The organism is Streptomyces albofaciens JCM 4342 (assembly GCF_008634025.1).
GTDB classification, from domain to species: Bacteria; Actinomycetota; Actinomycetes; order Streptomycetales; family Streptomycetaceae; genus Streptomyces; species Streptomyces albofaciens.
This window is the reverse complement of the sequence record NZ_PDCM01000002.1, coordinates 3486318-3501848: the sequence shown is the minus strand read 5'-3', so window position 1 is coordinate 3501848 and position 15531 is coordinate 3486318. Positions and strand designations below refer to the sequence as shown.

Below are 15531 nucleotides of genomic sequence, written 5' to 3'. Positions count from 1 at the left end.
CACGTAAGGAGACCGCCATGAGCGCACTCCCCGCCGACCCCGCTCCGGCGGAGTACTGGGATGAGCTGCTCCGCTTCTGGCAGGAAGCGGACTGGCCCGAGGGCAGCAAGGTGGAGATCATTGATGGAGTCATCGTTGTGTCACCGCCACCGGCTGCCCCTCACAACCGCATCGCCGAAAAGGTGCACCGAAGGCTGTACACGGTGCTGCCCGAAGAATGGGGTGTGTACCAAACGCTCGGAGTCACCCACCCCATGCGTGGGCGGCTGTTCATCCCCGACCTCGTCGTGGTCCCGGACGACGTGCTGGACCGGATCGAAGGAGGCGAGAGCGTCCCGCTCACGGCGGCGGAGCTGGTTGTCGAGATCACCTCGCCGAACAACGCGAGCTTCGACCGGCTGAACAAGACGGCTGCATATGCGGAGGCAGGAGTCCCGCTGTACCTCCTCATCGATCGCTTCGCTCCTCCCGGGCCTACGGTCACGCTGTTCGGGGAGCCGGAGGACGCCGTCTACCAGGAACTCCAGGCGGTGAAGTTCGGGGAGGACATCCACCTGCCGGAGCCCTTCGGCCTCACCATCGACACCAGCGTGTTCCCCTTCGGCCCCTGACACGAACGAAGGACCCACCCCACCAGGACAGGTGGCGGGATGGGCCCTTCGGGCTGCGAGCGGCCGTTACGCGGCCTTCCGCACCTGCGGAACCCGGCGCTCCGCCATCGCCTTCCGCGTCGCGTACAGCGTGATCGACGCGGCGCCGACCATCGCGGCCAGGCCCAGCGCCACGGTGGCCTCCCAGCCGCCCGCGTGGAACGCCGCCGCGCCCAGCGCGCCGCCGACGCTGCTGCCGATGTAGTACGCGCACTGGTAGAGCGCCGAGGCCTGCGCGCGGGCCGTCTTCGCGGCGCGGCTCACCGAGGACGACGCCACCGCGTGGCCCGCGAAGAAGCCCGCGGTGATCAGGACCAGGCCCAGCAGGACCGCGGTGATCGACGCGGTGAGGGTGAGCAGGAGGCCCGCCGCCGTGGTGCCGACCGCGAGGTAGAGGGCCCCGCGCCGGCCGACGCGGCCGACCAGGCGGCCCGCGGCGGCGGAGGAGACCGTACCGACGAGGTAGACCAGGAAGATCGAGCCGACGATGCCCTGGGGGAGGTTGAAGGGTTCGCCGACGAGGCGGTAGCCGATGACCGTGTAGACCGCGCCGAAGACCGTCATGAAGAGGGCGCCGATGCCGTAGAGGCGGCGCAGCAGCGGGTCGGACAGGTGGCCGCCGAGGGTACGGGCCAGGGCGCGCGGGCCGACCTTGCGGGGCGAGAAGTGCCGGGCCCTGGGCACCAGGAGGCGGAAGGTCACGGCGCAGATCACGGCCAGCACGCCGACCGCGCCGAGCGCCGCGCGCCAGCCCCACGCCTGGGCCACCCAGCCGGTGACGATGCGGCCCGACATGCCGCCGATGCTGTTGCCCGCGACGAACAGGCCGATCGCGGCGACCAGCGCCTTGGCCCGTACCTCCTCGGCCAGGAACGCCATCGCGGAGGCCGGGAGCCCGGCCAGCGCCACGCCCTGGACGGCGCGCAGCGCGACCAGCCAGCCCAGGTCGGGGGCGAACGGGACCAGCATGGCGATCAGCGCGGCGACCGACAGGGAGGCGGTCATCATCGTGCGGCGGCCGAAGCGTTCGGACAGCGCGCTCAGCGGGATGACGGCCAGGGCCAGGCCGAACGTCGCGGCCGACACGGTCCAGCTGGCCTGGTCGGGCGCGACGGCGAGGTCGGCGGAGATCGCGGGGAGCAGCGCCTGCGTCGAGTACAGGAGCGCGAAGGTGGCGACGCCCGCGGCGAACAGCGCGAAGCTCATCCGGCGGTAGCCGGGGCCGCCCGGGTGCAGCTTGGCGGCCTCGGGGCCGGGCGCCGGGTGCGCGTCGGCGGCGGGCGTGGAGGAGGTGACGGGGGACGACTGCGCGGAGGCGCCGGCGCGCGCGGCGGCCGACGCCCCGGTATCAGCGGGAGGCATGATCCGAACGTAAGCCGGTACGTTTCATGCGTCCAATGCATAGAAACGCCATAATCAATGCTGTGGCACATAACAGCAGCTCAGGCCAGCCTCTGTCGCAAGCCCGCAACAGAAAAGACATACGGAGAACGCCGGAACCGGCGGAGACCGCCGCTCTCGGTGTCGGCTCCTGGGCGCTGGCCCTGACACCCCGGCTCGCACAGTTCGCCGCCGTCGCGCGCCACGAGCACGTCACGCGCGCCGCCCACGAGCTGGGCATGCCGCAGTCCACCCTCAGCCGCGCCATCGTCCGCCTGGAGGACGACCTCGGGGTGGCGCTCTTCGCCCGGCACGGCCGGACGCTCTCCCTCACCCCGGCGGGCCGCGCCTTCCTCGCCTCTACCGAGCGCGCGCTGCTGGACGTGGAGCGCGCCACCGAGTCCGTACGGGCCGACACCGACCCCACCGCGGGCAAGGTCGCCTTCGGCTTCCTGCACACGATGGGCTCGGAAACCGTACCGGGCCTGCTGCGCACCTTCCGCGCCGACCACCCGCGGGTGCGCTTCCAGCTCGTCCAGAACTACGGCGAGGCGATGATCGAGCGGCTGCGCGCCGGCGATCTGGACCTGTGCCTGACGTCGCCCGTACCGGACTACCCGGATCTGGTCGCCCGCCGCCTGGACGAGCAGAAGCTGCGGCTGGTGGTGCCGGACGACCACCCGCTGGCCGCCCGCAAGCGCATACGGCTGGCCGAGGCGGCGGGGGAGCTGTTCGTCACCCTGGAGCCGGGCTACGGGCTGCGCCGCATCACCGACGCGCTGTGTGCCGAGGCCGGGTTCACGCCCAAGGTCGCGTTCGAGGGGGAGGAGGCGGAGACGCTGCGCGGCCTGGTCGCGGCCGGGCTGGGCGTGGCGCTGCTGCCGCCGCCCGCCGTGCCGCGCCCGGGCGTCGCCGAGCTGACGGTCACGGCGCCGCGCGCGGTCCGCGAGATCGGGGTGGCCTGGATGGACGGCCACCCCGACACCCCGCCGGTGGCGGCGTTCAAGAAGTTCCTGCTGGGGCGGCGGGGGCAGTTGATTCCCCGGTGAGGCGAGGACCGGTACGGGGAGACGTGCGGCCCCCGCCGTACGTCACTCCTCGCCCGCGTCCGCCGGATCGCCGTACCGCACGGTCATGAACTCGATGGCGACCGTGCCGCCCGGGTCGAGGACGTAGACGCCCCGGCCGCCCCAGCGGTGGTTGATCTCGCCCTCCCGCTGGTGGAACGGGTCGGCCCAGTAGCGCAGCCCCTGCTTCCGGATGCGGTCGAAGATCGCGTCGAACTCCTCGTCGGTGACCAGGAACGCGACATGGCTGCCGTTGATCGCGCCCGGCTCCACCGCGCTGTCGAGGAAGTCGATGCCGACCCCGTTGGCGGTCTGTACCTGGGTGAACGGGCCCCAGTCGGTGGGCGCGGGGCCGTCCATGAGGTCGCTGAGGAAGGCGGCGGTGGCCTTCTGGTCGTGGCAGTGGACGATCACGTGGTCGAGCGTGTTCGGCATGCGGACCCCCTGCGGTCAGCCGGGCCGACGGTCGGTGGGGCGGAGTATAGGCAGGGCCGGACGCCGTGCAAGGGGTGCGCGCGTGCGCGAAGCGGGCCCGCTGGTCGCTGTCGCCGCGCCCGGAGTTCCGAAGGGGTGCGCGCGTGCGCGAAGCGGGCGGACCTCGGGCGCGCTCAGTGCTTGAGCGATTCCCCGAAGCCCGCCGCCAGCGGCATCCGCAGTCCCAGCGGCGGCGGTGCCGCCAGCGCGTCCGCCACCGGCCGGGCGTAGCCGTGGGCGAACAGCGAACCCAGCATGAAGTCGGCGGCCAGCGCCAGGACTTCGGAGCGGTGCTGGTGCAGGGAGTGGCCGTCCGAGTGGACCTCGAAGCGGCAGACATCGCGGTTGATCTTCTTCGCGCGCTCTGCGTAGCGGTAGGACAGCTCCGGGTCGGTGCGCTCGTCGTTCGTCCCGTGGACGAGCAGCACCTGCCGCCCGGCGAGCTGTTTCACCGGTACGGAGTCGCTCTCCTCCGGGCCGAGGTCGGGAATCCACGGGGCCAGCGCCAGTACGGACTGGACGGCCGGGTGGCCCGCGGCGTGCAGTGCGGCGCGCGCGCCCATGCCCGTACCGGCCAGGCAGACCGGGACGTCGCCGTACCGCCGCACCACCTCCTCCAGCGCCCACGCGGCGTCCGCCGCGGGATGGGCCGCCGGGCCGTTCCAGCCGCGGCAGCGGTAGTGCACGACGTGCGCCACCAGGCCGTCGCGCCGCCCCGCGCGGGCCAGCCGGGCGGCCAGCGGACGGGTGGCCAAGGTGGACAGGGGGGAGGGCCGCCGGGTGCCCGTCGGGCAGCCCTCGGGCAGTAACAGCGCGACGCCGCACACCGCCCGTCCCGCTCCGGCCGCTCCCAGCGGTTTTCCCAGCCGGGCACCGCGCACCGGCAACGCTTGCTGAGCCATGACCGAAACGATGGCAGAAGGCAGCCCTGGGGATACCCCGTGTACGGGTCACCGTTGGATATCGTTCGTGAAGTTCTACGCGCGTAGGGGCTACAGTGCCGAGATGACGAGCGAGACCACCAACCTTCCTACGGGCGACCAGATCCGCCGCGCGCCCAAGGTGCTGCTGCACGACCACCTGGACGGCGGCCTGCGCCCCGCCACCATCGTCGACCTGGCCCGCGAAGTGGGCTACGACGGTCTGCCCGAGACCGACCCGGAGAAGCTGGGCGTCTGGTTCCGCGAGGCGGCCGACTCCGGCTCGCTGGAGCGCTACCTGGAGACCTTCGCGCACACCTGTGCCGTCATGCAGACCCGCGACGCCCTCAAGCGGGTGGCGGCCGAGTGCGCCGAGGACCTGGCCGCCGACGGCGTCGTGTACGCCGAGGTGCGGTACGCGCCCGAGCAGCACCTGGAGAAGGGCCTGAGCCTCGAAGAGGTCGTCGAGGCGGTCAACGAGGGCTTCCGCGAGGGCGAACGGCGGGCCCGCGCGGCCGGCCACCGCATCCGCGTCGGCGCGCTGCTGACCGCCATGCGGCACGCGGCCCGTGCGCTGGAGATCGCCGAACTGGCCAACCGCTACCGCGACCTGGGCGTCGCCGGCTTCGACATCGCGGGCGCCGAGGCGGGCTTCCCGCCCACCCGCCACCTCGACGCGTTCGAGTACCTCAAGCGGGAGAACAACCACTTCACCATCCACGCGGGCGAGGCGTTCGGCCTGCCGTCGATCTGGCAGGCGCTCCAGTGGTGCGGCGCCGACCGCCTCGGCCACGGCGTGCGCATCGCCGACGACATCGAGGTGGCCGAGGACGGCTCGGTGAAGCTGGGCCGGCTGGCCTCCTACGTACGGGACAAGCGCATCCCGCTGGAGATGTGCCCCACCTCCAACCTCCAGACCGGCGCCGCCACCTCGTACGCGGAGCACCCGATCGGCCTGCTGCGCCGGCTGCAGTTCCGCCTGACGGTCAACACCGACAACCGCCTGATGGGCGGCACCAGCATGTCCCGGGAATTCGAGCACCTGGTGGAGACATTTCGATACACGCTCGACGACATGCAGTGGTTCACCGTCAATGCGATGAAGAGCGCGTTCATTCCTTTCGATGAAAGGCTGGCGATGATCAACGATGTCATCAAGCCGGGTTACGCGGAACTGCGCTCCGAATGGCTGTTCCAGCAGGTGGACGCGGTACCCGCGGTGATCAGCGAGTATCGCTCCGAGTAACCGGGGAGAACGCGGCTGCGAAATGTGACCGGCGTGTCAAGCGCCGGTCGCATTTCCGCTCCGCCGGGTGTTTGCGGCGTGTCGGTGCCCTGGCTAGATTCCGGTGCCGGTCAAACTCCCATCACAAGGATGTATTTCCATGAAGCAGGGAACCATCAAGACGCTCGGTGCCGCGGCCGTCGGTGTCGCCTTCGCCGCCACCGCGGCCGGGGCCGCTTCCGCCGCCACGCCGGCCGGGACGGTACCGACGGCCGATGTCGCCGGCGCGCTCCAGGCCGTGCAGAACCTGCCGGTCGAGAAGACCGCCAAGGGCATCACCGACAAGGGCTCCGACCACAGCCTGAAGGCCAACAACAAGGGCAACCTGCTCGGCGGCCTGCCCGCGGGCGGCGTGACCAAGGCGCTGCCGGCCCTCGGCTGAGGCCCGCCGGCCCCGCAGGCCCCGCCGGTCCGTCCCGGAGCGGCAGTGGCCGTGCCCCGGACCGTACGTGTCGTACGGTCCGGGGCACGGCCATGTGCGCGCTCGCGCTGCGGCGCCCGGTCACCAGGCGGTGCGCTTCGCGTTCTTCTCCGAGGGGATGAACAGCCACAGGCCCAGGTAGAGCAGGAACTGCGGGCCGGGCAGCAGACACGAGAGCAGGAAGATCACTCGCATCGTCGCGGGGGTGGTGCCGAAGCGCTGCGCCAGGCCCGCGCACACTCCGGCGATCATCCTGTTGTTGCGGGGGCGGACCAGTGCGGCGGCCATGGTTCTCCACTCCTTCTCGACTGCGGTTCGGAGCCGTTCGCCCCGATGTCTCAAAGGTAGGTCCGGGAACCCGACAGGGCGTCGGCCTGCGGTGCGATACCGACCCTGGTCCTGGTGGGGGCCGGGCGGGCGGGGAGCTCCTCCCTGCGGCGTAGCCGGGACCGGACCCCTGGTACGACCAGCAGGTGCGCGAGTGCTACCCCGGTGGTGTTCAGCAGCACCATGTCCACGTCCGGCACCCGGCCGGGCACCCCGGCCTGGAACAGCTCGATGGCCAGCGAGACCATCGCGCCGGTGAAGACCGTACGGGTCAGCGAACCCAGCGGAGAAACGTTCAGGCGCCCGGCTGCCATCGGCAGCAGGATGCCCAGCGGCGCCAGCAGCAGCATCGCGCCCCCGAGGCTCTGCACGGCCTCCCACGGGCCGTGCGCCAGCTCGGCACGGATCGTCGCCAGCGGCCGGAAGTTGGCGGCGGGCACCCAGGGGACCGTACGGGGGCGCAGCGTCAGCCAGCCGACGATCAGCAGATGCGCCACCAGGAGGACGGCTCCCGCGGCGCGCATACGGAGGGCGGCGGAACCGCCGCGGCCATGACCCTGCACACAGGCCAGGACGCGCCTACCGGCGGCCGTGGTTCCGTAAGAGCCGGTGGCCCTGCCCGCCGCCCTCAAGGAGGCCTCAGTTCCCCGGCGCCGGGCTGCCCCACACGGTGCCCGGCACGCTCTCCGGATGCGTGCGCACCTCCGCCGAGCAGGCATAACGCTGCGGTTCGGCGTCGCCGGGACCGCCCAGCACCGCGGCGTGCGTCCGGCCCAGGGCGCCGCTCTCGCCGAACGTGCACGCGATCTGGGCGAGCGCGAAGGACGGCAGGTCCTCCGGCCGTACGCTCAGCCGCAGCGCCTCCCGCGGATCGCCCGCGCGCGGCTCCGTCACCTCCAGGTCCTCGGGCACCGCCGTACTGAACCCGGCCTCCTCCTCGACGGCCCCCGGCTGCTCCTGGAGCTCGTCCAGCAGGGCACGGGCCGTCTGGAGGCGGTCGGCGGGCCGCTGCTTCGGGGCCGTCACGGTGCGCTCCACCGGCGCCAGCGTCGAGCTGCACACCAGGTAGACGGTCACCGGGGTGCTGTCCGGCGGGGCGGGCGCCACCGCACCGGCAGGAACCTTGCAGCTGACGCGGGAAGGGGCGGCACCGGCGTCGACCGGTACGGACGTACCGCGGATGCCGCAGCTCGCGAGGGCCGGCACGAGGGCGGCCAGGGCTACGGCGGTCAGCGCGGCGGCGCGGGGGCGGGGGCCGGGCCGGGCGCCGGTCCGGGGGCCGGACGGGGTTCGGGTGCCGGACGGGGTACGGGTGCGCCGGGGAAGCCAGGTCATCGGCGGTCACCGCCTTCCTTGCGGCGGGGGCCTGAGCCCGGCCCGGCGTCGGGGTCGGAGTCCGGCCCGGGGCCCTGCCCCGAGTCCGGCCCGGAGTCCCGTCCCGAGTCCGGCCCGGGGCCCTGTCCGGAGTCCCGTCCCGAGTCCGTACCCGGTTCCGCGTCCTCCGTGCGGTCGGATGCGGCCGTGCGGTCCGGTGCGGCTGTGCGTTCCGGTGCGCCCGTCCGTTCCGATGCGGCCGTACTCTCCGCAGTCTCCGCAGTCTCCGCCCTCTCCGCCGTCTCCGACACCCCGGGCGCTACCTCCGCGGCACCCTCTCCGGAACCGCTCCCACCGGCCCCACCATTGCTCCCGCCACTACTCCCACCGCTGTTCCCATGACTGCCCCCGTCACTGCCCCCGGCACGCTCCTCGCCCCGGCTCTCTCCCTGCCCGTCCTCCGTGGGACCCCCGGTCCCCATCGGCAGCCGCAGCGTGAAGACCGCGCCGCCCTCCGGCGAGTTCGCGGCGGTGATCTCGCCGCCGTGGATGTGCGCGTTCTCCAGGGCGATCGACAGGCCCAGGCCGCTGCCCTCCGACCGCGGCCGGGACGCGCTCGCCTTGTAGAAGCGGTCGAAGACGTGCGGCAGGACCTCCTGCGGGATGCCGGGGCCGTGGTCGCGCACCCGGATCAGCAGGTCCTCGCCGTCCGGTGTGGTCTCCGTCCGTACGGACACCCGGACCGGCGAGCCGCCGTGCTTCAGCGCGTTGCCGATGAGGTTGGCGAGGATCACGTCGAGGCGGCGCGGGTCCAGGCGGGCCACGATGCCGCGTTCGGCGTCCAGCTCGACCGCGTCCAGCCAGGCCCGCGCGTCGATGCACGCGGTCACCTGGTCCGCCACGTCGACGTCGTCCTGCACCAGCCGCGCCGTCCCCGCGTCGAAGCGGGTGACCTCCATCAGGTTCTCCACCAGGTCGTTCAGCCGCCGGGTCTCGCTGACCACCAGCTTCACCGCGGGCGCGATCATCGGGTCGAGGGAGTCCTCCTCTTCCTCCAGCACCTCGGTGACCGCGGTGATCGCCGTCAGCGGCGTACGCAGCTCGTGCGACATGTCGGCGACGAAGCGGCGGGACGCCGCCTCCCGCCCGCTCAGCTCGGCCACCCGCTGCTCCAGCCGCTCGGCGGTGCGGTTGAAGGTGCGGGAGAGGTCGGCGAGCTCATCGGTGCCGGTCACCCGCAGCCGGGTGTCCAACCGCCCCTCGCCCAGCTGCCGGGCCGCGTGGCCCAGGCGCTGCACCGGCCGCAGCACGGTCGTCGCGGCGGCCTGCGCGAGCAGCGCCGAGCCGACCAGGGCCAGCGCGGTGGCGATGCCCAGCGACCAGGCCAGCGAGTTCAGGTCCTGGCGCTCGGTGGCCAGGGACTTGAGCATGTAGCCGGTCGGGCCGCCGCCGTTCATCCGGGCGCCGGCGACGAGGTACGGGGTGTCGTGCAGCTCCTTGCGCTGCCAGTACATGTGGTACGGCACCCGGTTGCCGTCGTCGAGCGCCCGCTTCTCGTTGACCGCGGTCTGGAGCGACTTCGGCACCGTCTTGAGCGTGAAGAGGTCCTTGTCGGTGGACGCGACGCACGGCCGGCCGTCCGCGCCCTGCGCGACGAGCACCACCGCGTAGTTCTGCGGCCCGCCCGCCATCTGCCGCGCGGCGTCCTGCAGCTCGGCGCAGCGCGGCCGCAGCGGCAGCGAACGCGTGCTGTCCTCCAGGGACTTGCGGAAGTCGTTGAGCGCGGAGTTCTGGGTGCGGTCCAGCACCGTGTTGCGGTTGAGCCAGTACGCGATGCCGGAGGCGGAGACCGCCGCGGTCAGCGCGACCAGCGCGAAGACGAAGACCAGCCGCAGCCGCAGGCTGGTCCAGCGCAGCAGGCCGAGCGCCCGTACGCACCGCACGAGCAGCGAGGGCCGCTCCTCCTGCCCGGGCGCGCCCTCGGCGGGCGTGCCGTCGGCCGTCCGCTCCGTGTCCGAGCCGTCCGCCGTACGGCCGCCCCCGCGCCCGTCCGTACGCCCGGCACCCGTGCCGTCGGTGCCCGTACGGCCCCCCACGTCGCTGTCCTTCCTGTCCCTGCCCGGCCGGGCCGTCTCCCGCGGGCCGTCCGTACGGTCCGGGTCCGGACCGGTCGAGCGTCGTGTCACTGCGGGGTGTCCAGCCGGTAGCCGACGCCGCGGACCGTACGGATCAAGGTCGGCGAGGACGGTACGTCCTCCACCTTCGCGCGCAGGCGCTGCACACACGCGTCCACCAGCCGCGAGTCACCCAGGTAGTCGTGCTCCCACACCAGGCGCAGCAGCTGCTGCCGGGACAGCGCCTGGCCGGGGCGGCGGCTGAGCTCCAGCAGCAACCGCAGCTCGGTGGGTGTCAGTTGCAGGTCCTCGCCGTTCTTGGTGACCGTCATCGCCGAGCGGTCGATGACCAGCGAGCCGAACGTCGCCGCGTCGTTGGACTCGCGCTCCCCGCGCCGCAGCACGGCCCGGATACGGGCGTCCAGCACCCTGCCCTGCACCGGCTTGACCACGTAGTCGTCCGCGCCCGACTCCAGCCCGACCACCACGTCGATGTCGTCGTTGCGCGCGGTCAGCAGGATGATGGGCAGCTGGTCCGTCCGCCTGATCCGCCGGCACACCTCGAAACCGTCGATGCCCGGCAGCATCACGTCCAGCACGATCAGGTCCGGGCGCTGCTCGCGCAGCAGCTTCAGGCCGTCCTCGCCCGTCGCCGCGGTCACCACACGGTGACCCTGGCGCGACAGGGAGAGTTCGAGGGCCGTGCGGATGGCGTCGTCGTCCTCGATCAGCAACAGGAAAGGCACGTCGGCCATTCTGGCCCATGGCGGACCAGGACTTCGACCTGCGCGGTCCTGGCGCGGTGCCCGCACCCCCGGCCCGCCCCTGTGACAGGGCTGTGACAGACGGCGGACAGCGTCATGAAACTGCTCCGGCAGGCTTTTCCCCATCACGAACCGAAGCAAGCAGGGTCTACCGAACGGGGGCGCGCGATGAACACACTGCACAGCACCACGACCAGCGCAGTCATCACGCGTCTGCACGACATCGGCCGGACCGCAGAGAAGTCCGGTGCCGTGGGCGGGCGGGGGTGCGCTCGCGGCACCGGGCGTCATCGCATCCCTTACATGGTCGCGATCGACGCGATGACGCAGCACGACGGGGGGCGCGGAGCCGACGGGGGAGACACCGGTTCCGCGGGGGGGACGGCGTACAGGGAAGGTACGGGGGAACGGCGCGCCGCGTCGCAGGCGGAGGAAACGGGGGACGCCGCCGCGGCGTTCACCGCCTACGTCCAGGAGCGCCGCGCTTCCCTGTACGCCACCGCCTACCACCTGACCGGCGACCGCTTCGAGGCCGAGGACCTGTTGCAGAGCGCGCTGTTCTCGACCTACCGGGCGTGGGACCGGATCAGCGACAAGGCGGCGCTGGGGGGCTATCTGCGCCGCACCATGACCAACCTGCACATCAGCGCGTGGCGCCGCCGCAAGCTGAACGAGTACCCGACCGAGGAGCTGCCGGAGACGGCCGGTGACACGGACGCGATGCGAGGCACGGAGCTGCGCGCGGTGCTCTGGCAGGCGCTGGCCCGGCTGCCCGAGACGCAGCGCACGATGCTGGTGCTGCGCTACTACGAGGGCCGCACGGACCCGGAGATCGCGGACATCCTCGACATCAGTGTCGGCACGGTCAAGTCCAGCATCTGGCGCTCCCTGCGCCGGCTGCGCGAGGACGAGGCGCTCAGCCTCGGCCGTGACGAGCAGGAGTCCTTCGGCGAGCTGGTGGCCTGAGGGCGGGGAAGAGACGACGGGGGAGCGAGGAAGAGAGGGACCCGAGGGGGATACGGGGGAACGGGGGAGAGAACGGGGGATACGGGGGAGATGAGGAGCGGGTTCGGCCGGCCGGGGGGTACGGCGCGAATCCGCTCCTTCGCCGTTCACGGGGTCCGCGGTGCGCGGGCCCCGCGCCCCGTTCAGGCGCAGACTTCCGCGGCGTCCGCGACGGTGTGACCGCCCTCGGCGCGACCGGCCCCGGCGCGACCGGCCTCGGCGTGACCGGCCTCGGCGTGACCGGCCCCTGCGTGACCGGCCCCGGCGTCCGCGGCACGCGCCGCCGCTATCCGCGCCAGCGCCTCCGGCTTGGCGCACGGATGGGCGCCCAGCGCGGTGTGCCGGGCGACGATGCCGCGCTCGGCGCGCAGCAGCCGCAGCCCGCGGCGCAGCAGGACCGGGACCGGTTTGCGGCCCTCGCGCAGGTCACGGACCAGCCGCCGCCGGAAGGTCGTGGTGGGACGGCCGCGCAGGCACAGCGCGTCGGCCAGCAGACCGGCCGTACGGCAGCGTTCCGCGATGTCCGCCGCGAAGACGCCCTCCGCGATGAACAGGGGCGCGTCCCCGCGGTCCAGAACCGTTTCTCCGGTCCGCGCGCTGGCGGCGATGTCGTACACCGGCACGGCCGTGCGGCCCGTACGGCACAGTTCGCCGATCGCGGCGACGGCGGCGTCCGCGTGCCACGAGAGCGGCGAGTCCCAGTCGGTGCCGCCATCGGGCAGCACGGGCAGCGTCGGGTCCGTGCCGTCCTTGTAGAAGTCGTCGAGGTTGAGGACGGGCAGGCCGGTACGGGCGGCGAGGGACGACTTGCCGGAACCGGAGGGGCCGGTCAGCAGGACGACGCGGGCGGCGGGCGGCCGGGGCGAGGAGTGGGAGCTCACGGGGAGCCATTGTCGCGCATTGGGCCGTGAGGGTTACCCGGCGCGGCTCCGCTGGAACGTCCCCGCACCCCTCAACTACGCTACGCAATCATTCGATTACGCACATATCGTTACTTCGCTTACGCACAGGCAGGTGGCACATGGCCTCTCACGCACGTCCCCGGCACCGGCGCCGCGTACCGCTTTCCGTCCTGCGTGTCGGGTTCGCGCTCTCGGTGGCCGGTACCGCCCTCGCGGCGGCCGGCGCGGCGACGGCGGGCGCGGCGGCCCCCGGGCACGGCGACAAGGTCGCGCGGACCCGCCAGGCGGTGACGGGAGCGCTGCTGCACTCCCTGGCGGGCGGCGTCGGCCCGGTCAAGAAGCTCAAGCTGGACCCGCTGTCCGGGACCCCGGCGGACCCGCTGAACAACAAGATCGGCACCCAGATCGCCGACTTCAAGCCGCTGACCACGGGCCTGGTCACGGACCCGATCACGGGCGGCGGCGCGCTGGAGGACCTGCCGCTGGCGGAAAAGGCCGTGGACCTGCTGCCCGGCTGAGGACGGCGCACGCGGGCGGAACGCACACCGCCCGCCCCCACGGACGGATGGGGCGGGCGGAAGTGTGCCGGCGCGAGCGCCGCGGACAGGGGGTCAGACCCCCATCGGGTGCCAGACCGTCTTGGTCTCCAGGAAGGCCAGCATCCGCTCCGTACCCGGGTCGGCGGTCCAGTCCGTGGCCCGCGGGCGCAGGACGCGCTTGAGGTTGTCGGCCGCGGCCGTCTCCAGCGCCTTGACCAGCTCCGCATCGGCGGCGGCGCCCGCCAGGTCGATGGCGTTGACGTCCTGGTGCGCGGCCAGCGGCCCGCCCAGCTCGTTGACGCGCCCGGACAGGACGTTGACCACACCGCCGGGCAGGTCGGAGGTGGCCAGCACCTCACCCAGCGACAGCGCGGGCAGCGGCGACTTCTCGCCGGTGACGACCACGACCGTGTTGCCCGTGACGATCGCCGGGGCGATCACCGAGACCAGGCCGAGGAACGACGACTCCTGCGGCGCCAGCACGGCGACCACACCGGTCGGCTCCGGCGACGACAGGTTGAAGTACGGCCCGGCGACCGGGTTCGCGGCGCCCGCGATCTGGGCGACCTTGTCGGACCAGCCCGCGTACCAGACCCAGCGGTCGATCGCCGCGTCCACCTGCGCCGCCGCCTTGGCCTTCGACAGGCCCTCGGCGTCGGCGACCTCCGCGGCGAACTGCTCGCGGCGGCCCTCCAGCATCTCCGCGACGCGGTAGAGGATCTGGCCGCGGTTGTACGCCGTGGCGCCGGACCAGCCGCCGAACGCCTTGCGGGCCGCGACCACCGCGTCCCGGGCGTCCTTGCGGGACGACAGGGGCGCGTTGGCGAGCCAGTTGCCCTTGGAGTCCGTCACCTCGTACACCCGCCCGCTCTCGGACCGGGGGAACTTGCCCCCGACGTACAGCTTGTAGGTCTTGAGAACGCTCAAGCGATCAGACATCGAGGTACGCCTCCAGACCGTGCCGGCCGCCCTCGCGGCCGAAGCCCGACTCCTTGTAGCCGCCGAACGGCGAGGCCGGGTCGAACTTGTTGAACGTGTTGGACCAGACGATGCCCGCCCGGAGCTTGTTCGCCATCCACAGGATGCGCGAGCCCTTCTCCGTCCAGACGCCCGCCGACAGCCCGTAGGGGGTGTTGTTGGCCTTGGCCACCGCCTCTTCCGGCGTACGGAAGGTGAGCACCGACAGCACCGGCCCGAAGATCTCCTCCTGGGCGATGCGGTGGGCCTGGGTGACGCCGGTGAACAGCGTCGGCGCGAACCAGTAGCCCGAGTCGGGCAGTTCGCAGGCCGGGGCCCAGCGCTCGGCGCCCTCGGACTCGCCCGCGTCGGCCAGCGCCTTGATGCGGGCCAGCTGCTCGGCCGAGTTGATCGCGCCGATGTCGGTGTTCTTGTCCAGCGGGTCGCCGACGCGCAGCGTGCTCATCCGGCGCTTGAGCGCGTCCAGCAGCTCGTCCTGCACGGACTCCTGCACCAGCAGGCGCGAGCCCGCGCAGCACACGTGGCCCTGGTTGAAGAAGATGCCGTTGACGATGCCCTCGACGGCCTGGTCGACCGGCGCGTCGTCGAAGACGATGTTCGCGGCCTTGCCGCCCAGCTCCAGGGTGAGCTTCTTGTCCGTACCGGCGACGGTACGGGCGATGGCCTTGCCGACCTCGGTCGAACCGGTGAAGGCGACCTTGTTCACGTCCGGGTGCGCGACCAGCTCGGCGCCGGTCGAGCCGTCGCCGGTCAGGATGTTGACGACACCCTTCGGCAGGCCCGCCTGGCGGCAGATGTCCGCGAAGAACAGCGCGGACAGCGGGGTGGTCTCGGCGGGCTTGAGGACGACGGTGTTGCCGCAGGCCAGCGCCGGGGCGATCTTCCACGCCAGCATCAGCAGCGGGAAGTTCCACGGGATGACCTGGCCGGCCACGCCCAGCGGCTTCGGGTCGGCGCCGTAGCCCGCGTGGCCGAGCTTGTCGGCCCAGCCCGCGTAGTAGAAGAAGTGCGCGGCGACCAGCGGCAGGTCCGAGTCGCGGGACTCGCGGATCGGCTTGCCGTTGTCCAGCGACTCCAGGACGGCCAGCTCGCGGGAGCGCTCCTGGATCAGGCGGGCGATACGGAAGAGGTACTTGGCGCGCTCGGCGCCGGGCAGCGCCGACCACTTCTCGAACGCCTTGCGGGCGGCCTTGACGGCGCGGTCCACGTCCTCGGCGGACGCCTGCGCGACCTCGGAGAGCACTTCCTCGTTCGCGGGCGAGACGGTCTTGAAGACCTTGCCGCCGGCCGCGTCGGCGAACTCGCCGTCGATGAACAGCCCGTACGACGGCGCGATGTCGACGACGGCGCGCGACTCGGGCGCCGGTGCGTATTCAAATGCTGAGCTCATC

General features: G+C 72.6%; 16 protein-coding genes and 1 pseudogene. 6 read left to right on the top strand and 11 right to left on the bottom strand.

Going from position 1 to position 15531, the window contains the following annotated elements; all coding sequences use genetic code 11:
• Window positions 1-17 precede the first annotated feature (17 nt).
• The gene (locus tag CP973_RS35115) at window positions 18-611 is read left to right on the top strand and encodes a Uma2 family endonuclease (RefSeq protein WP_150248047.1); all 594 of its coding nucleotides are present in this window, start codon (window positions 18-20) and stop codon (window positions 609-611) included.
• Between the two features lie 66 nt (window positions 612-677).
• Here the strand turns inward: CP973_RS35115 and CP973_RS35110 are convergent, their stop codons facing one another.
• Window positions 678-2012 (bottom strand): MFS transporter, encoded by a 1335-nt coding sequence (locus CP973_RS35110; protein WP_150248045.1) that lies wholly within the window; start codon window positions 2010-2012, stop codon window positions 678-680.
• Between the two features lie 62 nt (window positions 2013-2074).
• On the opposite strand from CP973_RS35110, the gene CP973_RS35105 reads away from it, so the two are divergent.
• Window positions 2075-3079 (top strand): LysR family transcriptional regulator, encoded by a 1005-nt coding sequence (locus CP973_RS35105; protein ID WP_425282051.1) that lies wholly within the window; start codon window positions 2075-2077, stop codon window positions 3077-3079.
• 42 nt (window positions 3080-3121) lie between these two features.
• On the opposite strand, the gene CP973_RS35100 is transcribed toward CP973_RS35105, so the two are convergent.
• On the bottom strand, window positions 3122-3532 hold the full coding sequence (locus tag CP973_RS35100; protein ID WP_150248041.1) for a VOC family protein: 411 nt from the start codon (window positions 3530-3532) through the stop codon (window positions 3122-3124).
• Window positions 3533-3705: 173 nt separating this feature from the next.
• On the bottom strand, window positions 3706-4473 hold the full coding sequence (locus CP973_RS35095) for an alpha/beta hydrolase (RefSeq protein ID WP_150248039.1): 768 nt from the start codon (window positions 4471-4473) through the stop codon (window positions 3706-3708).
• 103 nt (window positions 4474-4576) lie between these two features.
• On the opposite strand from CP973_RS35095, the gene CP973_RS35090 reads away from it, so the two are divergent.
• The gene (locus CP973_RS35090; RefSeq protein ID WP_150248037.1) at window positions 4577-5737 is read left to right on the top strand and encodes an adenosine deaminase; all 1161 of its coding nucleotides are present in this window, start codon (window positions 4577-4579) and stop codon (window positions 5735-5737) included.
• Window positions 5738-5876: 139 nt separating this feature from the next.
• Window positions 5877-6158 (top strand): hypothetical protein, encoded by a 282-nt coding sequence (locus tag CP973_RS35085; RefSeq protein ID WP_150248035.1) that lies wholly within the window; start codon window positions 5877-5879, stop codon window positions 6156-6158.
• A gap of 120 nt (window positions 6159-6278) precedes the next feature.
• Here CP973_RS35085 and CP973_RS35080 read toward each other — a convergent pair whose 3' ends face one another.
• The 5 genes and pseudogenes from CP973_RS35080 to afsQ1 form a co-directional block, all read right to left on the bottom strand.
• Window positions 6279-6485 (bottom strand): PspC domain-containing protein, encoded by a 207-nt coding sequence (locus tag CP973_RS35080; protein ID WP_150248033.1) that lies wholly within the window; start codon window positions 6483-6485, stop codon window positions 6279-6281.
• A 50-nt stretch (window positions 6486-6535) separates the two neighbouring features.
• A complete protein-coding gene (locus CP973_RS35075; protein ID WP_208853430.1) occupies window positions 6536-7048 on the bottom strand; it encodes a VanZ family protein in 513 nt (170 codons plus the stop codon).
• Window positions 7049-7163: 115 nt separating this feature from the next.
• Window positions 7164-7859 carry a hypothetical protein gene (locus CP973_RS35070; protein ID WP_208853357.1) on the bottom strand — a complete coding sequence of 232 codons (696 nt, stop codon included), beginning with the start codon at window positions 7857-7859 and terminating at the stop codon, window positions 7164-7166.
• Between the two features lie 374 nt (window positions 7860-8233).
• Window positions 8234-9787 (bottom strand): annotated as a pseudogene (locus CP973_RS35060) (ATP-binding protein); the annotation flags it as partial.
• 233 nt (window positions 9788-10020) lie between these two features.
• On the bottom strand, window positions 10021-10698 hold the full coding sequence (gene afsQ1, locus CP973_RS35055) for a two-component system response regulator AfsQ1 (protein WP_004571966.1): 678 nt from the start codon (window positions 10696-10698) through the stop codon (window positions 10021-10023).
• 186 nt (window positions 10699-10884) lie between these two features.
• On the opposite strand from afsQ1, the gene CP973_RS35050 reads away from it, so the two are divergent.
• Window positions 10885-11682 (top strand): SigE family RNA polymerase sigma factor, encoded by a 798-nt coding sequence (locus CP973_RS35050; RefSeq protein WP_150248029.1) that lies wholly within the window; start codon window positions 10885-10887, stop codon window positions 11680-11682.
• 182 nt (window positions 11683-11864) lie between these two features.
• Here the strand turns inward: CP973_RS35050 and CP973_RS35045 are convergent, their stop codons facing one another.
• A complete protein-coding gene (locus CP973_RS35045) occupies window positions 11865-12602 on the bottom strand; it encodes a uridine kinase family protein (RefSeq protein WP_244410195.1) in 738 nt (245 codons plus the stop codon).
• A 140-nt stretch (window positions 12603-12742) separates the two neighbouring features.
• Between CP973_RS35045 and CP973_RS35040 the strand changes: the two genes are divergently transcribed.
• The gene (locus tag CP973_RS35040) at window positions 12743-13141 is read left to right on the top strand and encodes a hypothetical protein (protein ID WP_150248027.1); all 399 of its coding nucleotides are present in this window, start codon (window positions 12743-12745) and stop codon (window positions 13139-13141) included.
• Between the two features lie 93 nt (window positions 13142-13234).
• On the opposite strand, the gene CP973_RS35035 is transcribed toward CP973_RS35040, so the two are convergent.
• Window positions 13235-14101, bottom strand: coding sequence for an aldehyde dehydrogenase family protein (locus CP973_RS35035; protein ID WP_150248025.1), 867 nt, complete (start codon window positions 14099-14101; stop codon window positions 13235-13237).
• Window positions 14094-15530 (bottom strand): aldehyde dehydrogenase family protein, encoded by a 1437-nt coding sequence (locus CP973_RS35030; protein ID WP_150248023.1) that lies wholly within the window; start codon window positions 15528-15530, stop codon window positions 14094-14096. Before CP973_RS35030 ends, CP973_RS35035 begins: the two co-directional genes overlap by 8 nt.
• Window position 15531 lies beyond the last annotated feature (1 nt).

Bases quoted from the DNA above. Each gene is read 5' to 3' on its own strand.
- CP973_RS35040 (WP_150248027.1), top strand. From the start codon at position 12,743: ATGGCCTCTCACGCACGTCCCCGGCACCGGCGCCGCGTACCGCTTTCC.
- CP973_RS35070 (WP_208853357.1), bottom strand. From the start codon at position 7,859: ATGACCTGGCTTCCCCGGCGCACCCGTACCCCGTCCGGCACCCGAACC.
- CP973_RS35095 (WP_150248039.1), bottom strand. From the start codon at position 4,473: ATGGCTCAGCAAGCGTTGCCGGTGCGCGGTGCCCGGCTGGGAAAACCG.
- CP973_RS35075 (WP_208853430.1), bottom strand. From the start codon at position 7,048: ATGCGCGCCGCGGGAGCCGTCCTCCTGGTGGCGCATCTGCTGATCGTC.
- CP973_RS35110 (WP_150248045.1), bottom strand. From the start codon at position 2,012: ATGCCTCCCGCTGATACCGGGGCGTCGGCCGCCGCGCGCGCCGGCGCC.
- CP973_RS35085 (WP_150248035.1), top strand. From the start codon at position 5,877: ATGAAGCAGGGAACCATCAAGACGCTCGGTGCCGCGGCCGTCGGTGTC.
- CP973_RS35090 (WP_150248037.1), top strand. From the start codon at position 4,577: ATGACGAGCGAGACCACCAACCTTCCTACGGGCGACCAGATCCGCCGC.
- CP973_RS35035 (WP_150248025.1), bottom strand. From the start codon at position 14,101: ATGTCTGATCGCTTGAGCGTTCTCAAGACCTACAAGCTGTACGTCGGG.
- CP973_RS35100 (WP_150248041.1), bottom strand. From the start codon at position 3,532: ATGCCGAACACGCTCGACCACGTGATCGTCCACTGCCACGACCAGAAG.
- CP973_RS35115 (WP_150248047.1), top strand. From the start codon at position 18: ATGAGCGCACTCCCCGCCGACCCCGCTCCGGCGGAGTACTGGGATGAG.
- CP973_RS35050 (WP_150248029.1), top strand. From the start codon at position 10,885: ATGAACACACTGCACAGCACCACGACCAGCGCAGTCATCACGCGTCTG.
- CP973_RS35080 (WP_150248033.1), bottom strand. From the start codon at position 6,485: ATGGCCGCCGCACTGGTCCGCCCCCGCAACAACAGGATGATCGCCGGA.
- CP973_RS35030 (WP_150248023.1), bottom strand. From the start codon at position 15,530: ATGAGCTCAGCATTTGAATACGCACCGGCGCCCGAGTCGCGCGCCGTC.